Source organism: uncultured Alsobacter sp. (assembly GCF_945952055.1).
Classification (GTDB): Bacteria; Pseudomonadota; Alphaproteobacteria; order Rhizobiales; family Beijerinckiaceae; genus Alsobacter.
The window spans coordinates 25,312-38,166 of sequence record NZ_CAMFHB010000010.1; the positions used below are offsets into that span (position 1 = coordinate 25,312).

Consider the following 12,855-nt stretch of genomic DNA (forward strand, 5'->3'; position numbering starts at 1 on the left):
GCGGCGTTCAGGCGATGGTGGCCTTGTAGAGCGGCCAGAACGCGTACCCGCCCTTCACCTCGTAGCCGAGCTTCACCTTGGGATCGCGCACGATGAGGTAGCCGTTCGTGCTGATCGGGATCAGCGGCAGGTCTTCCATCACCTTCTTCTCGGCCCGCTGGATGATGGCGAGGCGCTTGTTGAAGTCGGGCTCGTTGCCGGCCTCGTCGAGGATTTGGTCGATGCCGGGGATCAGCACGCCATAGTGCGAGTAGTTGGTGCCGCCGCTGCCGTCCGCCTTCACCTCGGAGGATTTCGCCAGGTTGTCCCCCAGCGGCAGGGCCGGGACGGGCGGATAGGCGGACGAGTTCTGCGGAAGGGTGTTCATGTCCTTCCGGTTGTTGGCATGAAAGGTGGTGTGGTCGATGACCTGCATGTTGATGGTCACGCCCACCTTGCGCATGAGCTCCTGCACGATGAGCATCACGGACTTGTAGTCCTCGCGCTGGCTCGTATAGGCCTCCATGGCGAAGCCGTTCGGGAAGCCGGCTTCGGCGAGCAGCGCCTTGGCCTTGGCCGGGTCGAAGGCGTAGCGCAGTTCGGCCGGCACCTGCTCGGTGGTCAGGCCGCCGGGGAAGCCCGGAGCATTCAGGCCCCAGGTGCGCCTGCTGATCGGCGCCATGGCCTTGGCGATGGCATCGCGGTCGATGGCATGGGCGAAAGCGCGGCGCACGCGGATGTCGTCGAGGGGCTTCCTCGACATGTTGAAATGCATCGTGAACAGGCTGCCCGGCGCCGCGACGTCGAACTGCAGGCTCGGGTTCTTCTGCTGAATGGATTGCGTCCAGCCCGGCGCGCGCACGCCCTCGATCATGTGCACCGTGCCCGACAGCAGCGCCAGCGTGCGCGCCGTCGTGTCGAGGATGTACATGACGTGCAGGTTCTTGGTCGCGGCCTTACCGCCCCACCAGGTGGCGTTGGCGGTCATCATGATCCCCTTGGAGGGATCGGGATCGAGGCTCACGAACTCGTAAGGCCCCGTGCCGATGGGATCGCGGCCGATGTTCTCGCCTTTTTCCGTCACGGCCTTCTTCGACAGGATCACGCAGGAATAATCCTGGATCGTGCCGCCGATGAAGAGCGGGTCGGGGGTCTTGAGGCTGACGACGACGGAGTATTTCCCGTTCGCCTTCACCTCGGCGATGTTGTCGAACAGGGCCCGGTTGCCACCGCCCGCCTTGGGATCACCGGCACGCTGCAGGCTGAAGACGACGTCCTCCGACGTCATCTCGCCGTAGCCCTTGTGGAACTGCACGCCCTCGCGCAGCTGGAAGGTCCAGGTCTTGGCGTCGGGCGACATCGTCCAGCTCTTGGCGAGCTGTGGCACGAACTCCTCGGGCTTCGTGGCGAAGGTGCCGGGAGGCGAGGTCACGAGCACGTCGTGGATGTGGGTGATCGACCAGTTGTCCGCGCCCTGGATGGAGGCCGCCGGATCGAGAGTCCGGTTGCCGCGCGCTGCGAAGGCGATGCGGATCGTGTCGCTGGGGGCCTGCTGTGCGCCGGCCTGCGAAGCGTAGCCCGCCGCGGCGACTGCCGACGCGGTCGTGGCCATGAAGCTGCGCCTGGTGAGCACCATGACGTCCTCCTTGATGTCCGTCCCGAGAGCCTGCGCCGTCATCGGCGGGCGTTGTCTGCACGTCTCAGATCACGCGTGCGTTTCATTCACGGTAGCGCTACCATCGCGCCTGTCAAGCAGCCATCGGCGCTCTTGCGCCGCATGCAAGCCATGTGATTTCTGTCGGGCTCCGGGTGGGATCCGGGCCAGGGAGGACGAGGTCATTCGCAAGCGTCGCGACATCGGGGCAGGTGAGGTCGAGGCTGTGCGCCGCCCGCGCAAGAGCCGCGGTGATGGACGTCCGACCATCGCGGACGTGGCGGCCCGCGCGGGGGTGGGCGCCATCACGGTGTCGCGCGCCCTGCGCAATCCGGCTCAGGTCTCCGCGACCCTGCGGGCGCTGATCGACGAGGCCGTGCGCGAGCTCAACTATGTGCCCGACCTGCATGCCCGGGCGCTGGCCTCGACACGCACGGACGTGCTCGCCGTCCTGGTGCCCTCGCTCTCCCACACCGTGTTCACCGACGTCCTGCGCGGGATCTACGACGGGGTCGATGGCACCAAGCTGCACGTCCAGCTCGGCAACACGCGCTTCGACCCGCAGGAGGAGGAACGCCTGCTCGCGGGCTTCGTCCGCCAGAAGCCGTCGGCCATCATCGTTTCGGGCGTGGACCAGACGCCGGCCTCGCGCCGCATGCTGGAGGAGGCCGGCTGCCCGGTCGTCCAGATCATGGACGTGACCGACGATCCCATCCAGGTCGTGATCGGCTTTCGGCACCGCGAGGCCGGGCGGCGCATGACCGAGCACCTGATCCAGCAGGGCTACCGCAGCATAGCGTTCATCAGCGGCTGGATGAGCGGCCGCTCGCTGGAGCGGCTCTACGGCTACCAGGAGGCACTTGCCGCGGCAGGGCTCAGCGAGCCCTGCAAGGTGCACTCGCTGTCCAAGGACGAACTCACCGCGCTCGCCTCGCGCGCCGATTCCGGGGTGCCACCCTTCCTGGAGTTCTCCCGGCCGAGCCTGGGGCGCGAGATGTTCCGCCGTGCCAAGGAACTGGCGCCTGGCCTCGACGCCGTGTTCTGCAACAACGACAGCCTCGCCCTCGGCGTGCTCTTCGAGTGCCATGCCCAGGGCATCCGCGTGCCGGAGGACATCGGCATCGCGGGCTTCAATGACCTCGACTTCATGGACGCCTGCTATCCCTCGCTCTCGTCGGTCCGCACGCACCGCTACCGCAACGGCTATGCGGCGGTGACCGCCGTCCGCCAGATGCTCCAGGGCAGCTACGAAGGGCCGCGCGTCGTCGATCTCGGCGTCGAGGTGATGGCGCGCCAGAGCACCCTGCGCCGGGGCCCGGACCGCGCATGACCGCGGGCGAACCGCTCACCCTGCCGCTCAGCGGTGCAACCCGCCTCTTCGTGATCGTCGGCGATCCGATCGCCCAGGTGAAATCGCCCGGCGGGATCACCCGTGGGTTCGTTCGGCGCGGCGTGGATGCCGTCGTCGTTCCTGTGCAGGTGGCACCCTCCGATGTCGGCGCGCTGTTCCAGGCCCTCGACACCGTCAAGAACCTCGACGGGATCCTGGCCACCGTCCCGCACAAGTTCGCGGCCTTCTCCCACTGCGCCAGCACCACGCCGCGCGCGGCCGTCCTCGAGACCTGCAACATCATGCGCCGCCGCTCGGATGGTGCATGGCACGGCGACATGGGCGACGGCGCCGGCTTTCTGGCCGCGCTCGTGCGCAAGGGGGGACGCCCCGCCGGCGCTCGGACGCTGCTCGTCGGGGCCGGCGGCGCGGGCCGCGCCATCGGTCTCGCCTTCCTCGATGCGGGGGTGTCCGACCTCGCGATCCACGACGCGGACGCTAGGCGTCGGGACGACCTCGTAGCGCTGCTGTCCGGCGTGGCGCCGGGGCGGGTCCGGGTGGGATCCGACGACCCCGCCGGCTTCGACATCGTCGCCAACGCCTCGCCGGCCGGCATGAAGCCCGGCGATCCGCTGCCCGTCCGGATCGAGCGTCTCGCGCCGTCGATGACGGTCGGCTGCGTCGTCACGGAGCCCGCCGAGACACCCCTCGTCGCCGCCGCGCGCCGGCTAGGCTGCACGGTCTCTACCGGGGTCGACATGTTCGAGGCCTCGCAGGAGGCCATCGTGGACTTCCTGTTGCACCGGGACGGCTGACATACGGCGGTTGCCGGATTGTGCTGCCTCCCTCCCTCCGCACGTCATGCCCGGGCTTGGCCCGGGCACCCACGACTTCCGGCTGTTTCAGGCAAAGTCGTGGATGGCCGGGCCAAGCCCGGCCAGGACGGCGGAGAGGTGAACAATGGAGACACGCTCGCATTGACACGCCCGCGCCAGTCTTCATTATCGGAACTCTGTTCCGGTTAGGGACCTGGCGCCTTGAACCAGTCGGCCGCGAAGCGAGCGCTGCTTCTCCTCGAGCACCTGGCGGGTCATCCCGACGGCGTGTCGCTGACGGAACTTTGCGACAGCCTGGACCTGCCCAAGAGCATCGTGCACCGGCTGCTCGCACTGCTGCAGGAGACGGGTTTCGTCCAGCAGGAGGAGAGCAAGGGCCGCTACGGGCTCACCCTCAAGCTGACCATGCTGGGCCTGCGCCACTACGTCAGCACCGGCATCGACGACCTCGTCCAGCCGATCCTCGACCGCCTCGCCGCCGACACCGGTGAGCTGGCGCGCCTCGCCGTCGCCGATGGCGACCGGCTCGTCTGGGTCGCCAAGGCGCAGGGGGCCCGCACCGGCCTGCGTTACGACCCGGGCGTGGATCACGACACTGGCCATGACGTGGTTTTGCATGCCACCTCGACCGGCAAGGTCTGGCTTGCCTCCATGCCGGAGGACGAGGCGCTGCGGATCGTCGCGGCGACGGACCTGCACACGCCCGAGCGCTTCGGGCCAAACGCGGTCCGCACCATCGAGGCGTTCCGCGCCAAGCTCGACGAAACCCGCCGCAAGGGCTTCGGCGAGGCCATCGAGGAGGGCGAGGCGGGCACCGCCGCCGTCGCGGTGGCCGTCTACGACGAGGGCGTTCGCGGCCTCGCGCGAGGGCGGGCCGTCGGCACGCTGAGCCTCGCCGGACCGCTCGTCCGCTTCGGTCCCGAACGGCGGGAACTCCTCGCCGCGCGCCTCGCCGCCGCCGCGCGCGAACTCGGCGGGGTCTGGCCGCTGCGCCTGGCGGGCGACCGCACGTCCGCATCCAGTTCCCGGTCCACCCCGACAACGACGGAGATCGCCCGTGAGCAGCGCCGCACCGCAGTATGACGGCCCGAAGGCCCTCGCAGAGGCCCTGTCCGCGCTGTCGCTGGTCCAGTTTGCCGAGGACGGCTTCACCCGCGACGGGCCGCGCGCCGACGTCGAATACCGCGACCTCGGCCTCGCCCGGGCGACCGGCGGTCGCATCGGCGCCAAGCACATCCGCGCCATCATGCCGTTCCCGCAGGAGACGGGCTGGCACTGGCACGACATGACGGGCCACATCGTCTACGTGATGCGCGGCTGGATCAGCTTTCGCTACGAGGGCGTGCCCGACACCGTGACCGTGAAGGCCGGGGGCTGCCTGTCGCAGCCGGCCGGCGTTCCCCACAACGTCGTCGGCCGGTCCGACGATCTCGAGCTCATCGAGATCAACTTGCCCGCCGCGTTCGGGACCTTCGACCTGCCGCACGGGACGGCCGGCCGGTGAGCGCTCCCGCCATGCCCACGGCGAAAGGCGACGCGGCGTCCGGCAGCGGCCGTTTCGCCGCGTGGCTGCGCCGTCGGATCGGGCTGATCCTGGTCTTCGTGGCGCTGTTCCTGCTGTGGGAGTACGCGGTCAAGATCTTCGGCATCAAGGAGTACCTGCTGCCGCCCCCCACCCGCATCTGGACGGAGTTCCTGAAGCGCTGGCCGACGGTGATGGCCGGAGCCTGGATCACGGGGCAGGAGATCGTCGGGGGGTATCTCCTGGCGGTCGTGGTGAGCATTCCGCTGGCACTCGCCGTGGTGCGCTGGCGGTTCGTGGAGGAGTCGCTCTATCCCGTCATCGTCTTCCTGCAGATCATCCCCAAGATCGCCATCGCGCCGCTCTTCATCATCTGGTTCGGCTTCGGGTTCGGGCCGAAGCTGCTGATCGTCTTCCTGCTGTGTTTCTTCCCGATCGTCGTGTCGAGCGTGGCGGGCTTCAAGTCGCTCGATCCCGACGTGATGGATTTCGCGCGCACGACCGGGGCAGGGGGGCTGCGCCTGTTCCTGAAGATCCGCCTGCCGCAGGCGCTACCCGGCATCTTCACAGGGCTCAAGGTCGGCGCCGCACTCGCCGCCACCGCCGCCGTGGTGGCCGAGTTCGTCGCCTCGGACCGGGGCCTCGGCTACCTGCTGCAGCAGTACAACGGCCAGCTCGAGACGCCGATGGTGTTCGCCACCATCGTGCTGCTCAGCATCATGGGCCTCGTCGTCTACTACGCCGTCGAGTGGCTCGAACGGCTCGTCATTCCCTGGCACGTCTCGCAACGACCGAACGACGTGACGGGCATCTGAAAAGACTGCGCCGGGCCAACCGGCGAGATCAACGACAAAACCGGAGGAAACGATGAACACCAGACGCATGATGCTGGCCCTCGCGGCCGTGCTGCCGCTGATGGCCTCTGGCGCCGCGCGCGCCCAGGATGCCGTGTCGCTTCGCCTCAACTGGTATCTCGGCGGGCTGCACGTGCCCTACTACTACGGCGTCGAGAAAGGCTTCTTCAAGGCCGAGGGGATCGACCTCACCATCAACGAGGGCCGCGGCTCGGCCAACACCGTGCAGGTCGTCGCCGCCGGCTCCGACACCTTCGGCATGGCGGATTCGTCCAGCGTGATCTCGCTCATCGCCAAGGGCGGCGAGATCAAGTCGGTGATGACGCTGCTGTCCTCCACGGGCTTTGCCGTGGTGTCGCTGAAGTCCGCCGGCATCAAGACGCCGAAGGACCTCGAGGGCAAGTCGCTGGCCGTGTCGCCGGGCGACCCCCTGCGCCAGCTCTTCGAGGCGCTGGCCGCCGCCAACAAGGTCGACGTCTCGAAGGTCAACTTCGTGCAGGTGGATCCGGCCGCCAAGGTGGTGACGGTGCTGGAGAAGCGCGCCGACGCGCTGCTGGGCGGCGCCGACGACCAGTTCTTCCTGATCAAATACAAGGATCAGGAGCCGGCCGCGCTGCGCTTCGCCGACCATGGCGCCAACATCGTCGGCATGACCATCGTCGCCTCGAACGCCACCATCAAGACCAAGCCCGATCTCGTGGCGCGCTTCGTCAGGGCCTCGGTCAAGGCGTGGGACGAGGCGAAGAAGAACCCCGACGCGGCGGTCGATGCGGCCATGAAGGCCAAGGCGGACCTCAACCGGCAGTCCACCAAGGACCAGATGATCGTCGACTTCGAACTGATGGACTCGCCCAACGTGAAGGGCAAGACCGGCTTCGGCGACGAGCGCGACTGGAAGCAGACGGTCGACCTCCTGAAGAAATACCGCGGCCTGGAGACGACTTCGGAGTGGACGGCGTTCCACACCAACGAGTTCGTGCCGAAGTGAGCTCGTTCCTGAGCGCGCAGCGCCGGCCGGAGGGCGCCGGACCCGGCACCGGCCCGGCCGGGGACGCCATCGCCGGCGTTCCCGTCCTCTTCGACGGCGTGGGGCAGACCTTCCGCACGGGCGGCCGTGTGACGCGGGCGCTCGAGCGTGTGGACCTGGAGGTCGAGGCCGGCGAGTTCGTCGCCATCCTCGGCCCGTCGGGCTGCGGCAAGAGCACGCTGATGAAGATCGCGGCCGGCCTCATCGCGCCGAGCGAGGGGCAGGTGTCGATCGGCGGCACGGTCGTGCGCGGGCCCTGGACGAAGCTCGGCGTGGTCTTCCAGAGCCCGGTGCTCCTCGATTGGCGCAACGTGCTCGACAACGTGCTCGTGCAGCTCGAACTGCGCGGGATCGACCCGGCGGCCTACCGCGACAGGGCCCACGCGCTGCTGCGCAGCGTCGGGCTCGAGGGGTTCGCCGACCGCATGCCGCGCGAGCTCTCCGGCGGCATGAGGCAGCGGACCGCGATCGTGCGCGGCCTCATCCACGACCCGCCGCTCCTGATGATGGACGAGCCGTTCGGGGCGCTGGATGCGCTGACGCGCGAGCAGATGCGCATCGACCTGGAGAAGCTGTGGCTGTCGCGCCGCCAGACCACGCTGTTCATCACGCACGGCATCTCGGAGGCCGTGGCGCTGGCGGACCGGGTGGTCGTCATGACCCCGCGGCCCGGGCGCATCGACCGGATCATCCCGATCGACCTGCCGCGCCCGCGCAACAAGGCGGTGATCTCGAGCGCCCGGTTCACGGCCACTTGCGACGAGATTACCGAGCTCTTCATGAAGAACGGCGTCATCCAGTATTGAGGTCAGCCATGCCATCCGCATCCGGCCAGGGCGCCGTCGCCATCTGGCACGACATCGTCCCCGAGGGGCTCGCCGAGTTCTACGCCTGGCACGGCGAGGAACACATGCCGGAGCGCGTCGGCATTCCCGGCTTCCTGCGGGGCCGGCGCTTCCGCGCCATCGAGGCCTCGCTGGAGTTCTTCAACCTCTACGAGACGGCCTCGCCCGACGTGGTGGCCGGCCCGGACTACAAGGCCCGGCTCGACAGCCCGACGCCTCGGACGATGTCGGCGGTCAAGCACTTCCGCAACGTCGCGCGCTCGCTGTGCTCGGTCGGAGCGGTGGCGGGCGAGGCCCAGGGCGGCACCGTCGCGACGCTGCGCTACGAGGTGCGCGAAGGCGGCGAGGAAGCGCATGCGGCCGCCATGGCGCGCACCCTCGTGCCGGACCTCGCGACGCGCGCCGGCATTGCCGCCGTGCGCTGGCTCGTGGCCGACAAGGCCGCCAGCGGCTACGTCAACGCCGAGCAGCGGGCGCGCGGGGCCGCCAATGCGGTTCCGCCCTACGTGCTGCTCTGCGAAGGGTGGGGCGATCCCGCGCAGGTGACGGAGGCCTTGAAAGCCGTCCTCCCCGCCGGTCGGGCCGTCGAACTCGGCATGCACGACATGGCGCTCGACCTCTACCGGCACGAGGTGACCGTCTCCCGCTGAGGGGGCTGCCCCGTCCGGCGTCCGGTTCGGCTCCCTCGAAAGGGGGGGGGGGGCGATTTTTTGTTTCGAAATGGGATTCACACGGAGCTCGGCCTCTGCCAGACTCGGCGCATCGCCACCTCCGAGCCCATCCCGATGACAGCCAGCTCCTGGCCGCCATACCTGTTCCTTGCGCCCGCCGTCGAGTACGCCGCCCCCAGGATGCTGGGCGTGCGCGACTGGTTCCGCTTGAAGGTTCTCCTGTCCCCGGCGGGCGGACTGGATCCCGACGAGGCCCGCTTCTGGATCACGTACCGCGAGACCCGCGACGCGGCGTGGCATGAGGCGATGGACAGCTCCGCGCGGTTCCTGACCGCGCATTGGTGCGAACTCCTGGACCTCGGCCGCCCGTTGCCGTTCCACGTCGTGCGGTGGACGGTGCGGCGCGCCGACGGCTATGCCACGAGCCACGCCGCCGACCGGCTCGATCGCGTCTTCAGGGCCTGGAGCGCCAGCGAACGCCTCGAATGGACGTGAGGCCATGACGCCCGAGGACCTTGCCGAAACGACCCGCGAACTGCGCCTCCTCAGTACGAACGTCATCGGCTTCCATGCCTTGATGGAGGACGCCGACGAATACCGGATCGCGGTGGTGCGCCGGATCATGAACGAGGCCCACTTCGTGGCGAGCGCCGTCCGGATGGCGGTGCTGGTCGACCGCCTCGCGGAACACCTTTCCGATGAGGGCAAGGACGGGGACGGCTGATGCCGCGGTCAGTCCTCGGTGCGGCCGGTGCGTTCGCGGTTGTGGGCGTAGTGCCTGGCGAGGCTGAAGGGGGGGAGCCATGTCTCGCGCCTCACCGTCCAGTTCTCGTAGGTGGGCGCCAGCTGGTCCGGTGCGTCGAGCGCGCCGAGGCTCACCTCGACCTCGTCGCCGCTGACCCCGAAGACCGACGATCCGCACCGGGGGCAGAAGTGCCGGCCCTCGTAGTCGCGCGTCTCGCCCTGAACGGAAACGCTCGTCTCCGGGAAGATCGCGGTCGCCTGGAACAGGGCGCCATGGTGCTTGCGGCAGTCCATGCAGTGGCACAGTCCCACGCGGTAGGGCGTCCCCGTCGCCGTCAGCCGCACCGCGCCGCAGAGGCATCCGCCGGTGTAGGTTTGCATGAGAGGTCCTCGTATGACCTACGACAACGCGCTGCGACGCGATCCTTTCCAGCAGTCTCACTCTCTCCGCGTCATGCCCGGGCTTGGCCCTTCGGCATGCACACAAATGATTCTCGATGGCTGAGCGCGTTCTCCCTCCCCTGCAGGGGAGGGTGGATCGCGCGAAGCGCGAGACGGGTGGGGGCGGTGAGGCAGAATTCGGCACGACGATCGGGCCGGCCCCGGCCTGCAAGCCTCGTTCTTCGCTGCGGTCCCCACCCGTCAGCCGCTGCGCGGCTGCCACCCTCCCCTGCAGGGGAGGGAAAGCGCCCTACCTTCCGGCTTGAGCGAGATGTGTGAATCCAGAAGGGCTTGGCCCGGGCATCCACGACTTCGCTTCGGACGTTGCAAAGTCGTGGATCCCCGGGCCGAAGCCCGGGGATGACGGAGAGAGGGAGGTCAGGCCGCTTACGGCTTGATCACCGTGCCGTCCGCACGGCGGATCTCCGGCCAGGCGCCGTTGATCGGGTGCTCGGGGAACGGGTACTTGGCGGCCAGCGCCTCGTCGACGTCGATGCCGAGGCCGGGCTTGTCGTTGGACCACATGGCGCCGTCGTGGATCTCCGGGCAGCCGGGGAAGACCTCCTTGGTGCGCTCGCCGAACAGCGTGGCCTCCTGGATGCCGAAGTTCGGCGTGTGCAGGTCGAGATGCAGGTTGGCCGCGTGCCCCACCGGGGAGGTGTCTCCCGGGCCGTGCCAGGCGGTGCGCACGCCGAAGAACTCCGAGAAGGCGGCGAGCTTCTTGGCCGGTGTGAGGCCGCCGATGTCGGAGATGTGGCACCGGATGAAGTCGATCAGCCGGTCGCGGATCACCGGCACGTATTCATGCTGGTTGACGTAGAGCTCGCCCATGGCGATCGGCGTCGCCGTCTGCGCCCGCAGCATCGCGAAGTAGCCCTGGTCCTCAGGGGCGAACACGTCCTCGAGGAAGAACAGGCCGTAGCGCTCGAGGTCCTTGGCCAGCTGGATGGCCATGATCGGCGGGATGCGCTCGTGCACGTCGTGCAGGAGTTCGATCTCGCGGCCGAACGTGCCGCGCACGCGCTCGAACATGTCGAGCACGCGGTGGCAGTAGGGGCGGGGCTCCCAGGCGGAATGCGCCGTCGCCAGCCGGTAGGACTGGGCGGGCTGTCCGGTCGTCGAGGAGGAGGCGCCGGTGCCGTAGGTCGAGTAGCCGGGGACGGCGACCTGGCAGCGGATGTGGCGGTGGCCCTGCTCCCGGTAGAAGCGGACGCGGTCCTCCAGCTCGTCGAAGTCGGTGCCCGTGGCATGGACATAGACGTCTGCCGACCGCCGGCTGCGCCCGCCGAAGAGCTGGTAGAGCGGCATGTTGGCGCGCTTGCCCTTGATGTCCCACAGCGCCTGGTCGATGCCCGACATGGCGTTGTTGAGCACGGGACCGCTGCGCCAGTAGGAGCTGACGAAGGCCGCCTGCCAGATGTCCTCGATGTCGTCGACGTCGCGGCCGAGCACGAAGGGCTTCATGTACTGCTCGATCGCCGTCACCACCGCGAGGGGGCGCTGGGTGAAGGTCGCGCAGCCGAGCCCGTAGAGGCCGGGCTCGCTCGTCTCCACCTTCACGATCACCAGGCGGATGTTGTCGGGGGCGGTGCAGATCACCTTGACGTTGGTGATGCGCACCGGCGGCAGCCCGCCGGAGGGCTCCCAGGCTGGGGGCACCGCCTGGAGCGGGATGCTGTCGTTCGTCGCCATGGCTATGGGCTCCTGCGTCGCGAGAGGAAAGGGCGGGGAGGGCGCCGTCAGGCCGCGCCGCGCGGGCCGATGCCGGCGCGGGTGGAGCCAACGGTGCCGGAAGGAGTGGTGACAGCGCGAAGGAAGGGGAGCGACGGCCGCAGCCGGCCCATCGCGGGCGTGCGCCCTTTGCCCGCCGTCGCGTGCATCGTTGGCATCGGCATTTCCCCCGGGGAGCGTTCTACCCGCTCCTCACCCCTCGGCGCGGCACGGATGCCGCAGCTCGTCTTCTAGCAAATCGGCAGAACCCGTGCTGCGCAAGGAGCGCGGGTCGGGTGCGTGCCGGGCTTGCGTCTGGGCAACGGCAGGCTGCCGGAGCCACTCCGTTATTTAACATCACGACGATGTTGTTTGAGGGGCGTGGGATAAGTCCGATCAAGTCTTCGTCAATGTTAAGCACACCTCCAAAGGAGGCTTGATTCATCGGTCCAATTAATTCAATCAGATTATAGGGGAAGTTCTTAAAGACCCGGGAGCGCGAGCTTAACCGTGGCGGGAACATGCCGTGCCAACGAGACGCTGGGGAACGCCTTGTCCACGCATTCCATCTTGCTCGTCGAAGACAACCCGCGGATCTGCGTCCACATCGAGCAGATCCTGCGCACGGCCGGCTATGCGGTCACCTCCAGCAAGAGCCCCGCCGAGTTCTTCGACGCCTGGTCCGCCCGCCGCCACTCGCTCTATCTGGTCGATCTCAGGCTGGGCGAGGAGGACGGGTCGGAGATCATCGACCGGGTTCGGACCGCCGGTGACGAGACCCCCGCGCTGGTCCTGTCGGCCGAGTGCAATGTGGACGCGAAGGTAACCTGCCTCTAGGTCGGTGCCGACGACTACCTCACCAAGCCCTTCCATCCCCGCGAGCTGGTGTCGCGCGTCGCGGCGCTGCTGCGCCGGTCGGCGCGCGCGGCCCCGCCGCAACTCCTCTTCGCGGGCCTCGAACTCGACGAGGCGGGCAACGAGGCCCGCTATGCCGGCCGCAAGGCGCGCCTGACCCGGACCGAGGCCCGCGTGCTCGAACTCCTGATCAAGGCTGGCGGGCGCCCGGTGCGCCGCGAAACCCTGCAGATCCGGCTGGGCGGCTCGGACGGCACGTCGGACTACGCCGTCGACAAGACCATGTCCCGGTTGCGCCGGGCCCTGGAGGCGCTGGGGAGCCCCATCGCCATCCGGACCATGAAGGGGCTCGGCTACTCCCTGGACGAGACGGTGGGGGCCTGAGAC

At 68.7% G+C, this 12,855-nt stretch carries 15 protein-coding genes; 12 read left to right on the forward strand and 3 right to left on the reverse strand.

Annotated features, from left to right (window positions below):
* Positions 1-7: 7 nt before the first annotated feature.
* Positions 8-1,657 (reverse strand): ABC transporter substrate-binding protein, encoded by a 1,650-nt coding sequence (locus Q0Q47_RS09885; protein WP_293858194.1) that lies wholly within the window; start codon positions 1,655-1,657, stop codon positions 8-10.
* A 253-nt stretch (positions 1,658-1,910) separates the two neighbouring features.
* Here Q0Q47_RS09885 and Q0Q47_RS09890 point away from each other — a divergent pair, with 253 nt between their 5' ends.
* The 10 genes from Q0Q47_RS09890 (at position 1,911) to Q0Q47_RS09935 (ending at position 9,442) form a co-directional block, all read left to right on the forward strand.
* Entirely contained in the window at positions 1,911-2,963 is a 1,053-nt protein-coding gene (locus Q0Q47_RS09890; protein WP_293858197.1) for a LacI family DNA-binding transcriptional regulator, read from the forward strand.
* Positions 2,960-3,778 carry a shikimate dehydrogenase gene (locus Q0Q47_RS09895; protein ID WP_293858200.1) on the forward strand — a complete coding sequence of 273 codons (819 nt, stop codon included), beginning with the start codon at positions 2,960-2,962 and terminating at the stop codon, positions 3,776-3,778. Before Q0Q47_RS09890 ends, Q0Q47_RS09895 begins: the two co-directional genes overlap by 4 nt.
* A gap of 222 nt (positions 3,779-4,000) precedes the next feature.
* Positions 4,001-4,882, forward strand: coding sequence for an IclR family transcriptional regulator (locus tag Q0Q47_RS09900; protein ID WP_293858203.1), 882 nt, complete (start codon positions 4,001-4,003; stop codon positions 4,880-4,882).
* Positions 4,857-5,303, forward strand: coding sequence for a cupin domain-containing protein (locus Q0Q47_RS09905; protein ID WP_293858206.1), 447 nt, complete (start codon positions 4,857-4,859; stop codon positions 5,301-5,303). The genes Q0Q47_RS09900 and Q0Q47_RS09905 overlap by 26 nt, the downstream gene beginning before the upstream one ends.
* Positions 5,300-6,136, forward strand: coding sequence for an ABC transporter permease (locus tag Q0Q47_RS09910; protein WP_293858209.1), 837 nt, complete (start codon positions 5,300-5,302; stop codon positions 6,134-6,136). The genes Q0Q47_RS09905 and Q0Q47_RS09910 overlap by 4 nt, the downstream gene beginning before the upstream one ends.
* Before the next feature lie 52 nt (positions 6,137-6,188).
* Positions 6,189-7,163: an ABC transporter substrate-binding protein gene (locus Q0Q47_RS09915; RefSeq protein ID WP_293858212.1), complete on the forward strand. Its 975-nt coding sequence runs from the start codon at positions 6,189-6,191 to the stop codon at positions 7,161-7,163.
* Positions 7,160-8,008, forward strand: a complete 849-nt coding sequence (locus Q0Q47_RS09920; protein ID WP_293858215.1) for an ABC transporter ATP-binding protein — start codon at positions 7,160-7,162, stop codon at positions 8,006-8,008. Before Q0Q47_RS09915 ends, Q0Q47_RS09920 begins: the two co-directional genes overlap by 4 nt.
* A gap of 8 nt (positions 8,009-8,016) precedes the next feature.
* Complete coding sequence (locus Q0Q47_RS09925) at positions 8,017-8,697, forward strand: hypothetical protein (protein ID WP_293858218.1); 681 nt, start codon at positions 8,017-8,019, stop codon at positions 8,695-8,697.
* A 135-nt stretch (positions 8,698-8,832) separates the two neighbouring features.
* Complete coding sequence (locus Q0Q47_RS09930) at positions 8,833-9,213, forward strand: hypothetical protein (protein WP_293858221.1); 381 nt, start codon at positions 8,833-8,835, stop codon at positions 9,211-9,213.
* 4 nt (positions 9,214-9,217) lie between these two features.
* Entirely contained in the window at positions 9,218-9,442 is a 225-nt protein-coding gene (locus Q0Q47_RS09935; RefSeq protein ID WP_293858224.1) for a hypothetical protein, read from the forward strand.
* Between the two features lie 8 nt (positions 9,443-9,450).
* On the opposite strand, the gene Q0Q47_RS09940 is transcribed toward Q0Q47_RS09935, so the two are convergent.
* On the reverse strand, positions 9,451-9,843 hold the full coding sequence (locus Q0Q47_RS09940; protein WP_293858227.1) for a GFA family protein: 393 nt from the start codon (positions 9,841-9,843) through the stop codon (positions 9,451-9,453).
* Between the two features lie 447 nt (positions 9,844-10,290).
* Positions 10,291-11,595 (reverse strand): enolase C-terminal domain-like protein, encoded by a 1,305-nt coding sequence (locus Q0Q47_RS09945; RefSeq protein ID WP_293858230.1) that lies wholly within the window; start codon positions 11,593-11,595, stop codon positions 10,291-10,293.
* Positions 11,596-12,165: 570 nt separating this feature from the next.
* Here Q0Q47_RS09945 and Q0Q47_RS09950 point away from each other — a divergent pair.
* The gene (locus Q0Q47_RS09950; RefSeq protein WP_293858233.1) at positions 12,166-12,450 is read left to right on the forward strand and encodes a response regulator; all 285 of its coding nucleotides are present in this window, start codon (positions 12,166-12,168) and stop codon (positions 12,448-12,450) included.
* Positions 12,451-12,498: 48 nt separating this feature from the next.
* On the forward strand, positions 12,499-12,852 hold the full coding sequence (locus tag Q0Q47_RS09955; RefSeq protein WP_293858236.1) for a winged helix-turn-helix domain-containing protein: 354 nt from the start codon (positions 12,499-12,501) through the stop codon (positions 12,850-12,852).
* Positions 12,853-12,855: the final 3 nt, after the last annotated feature.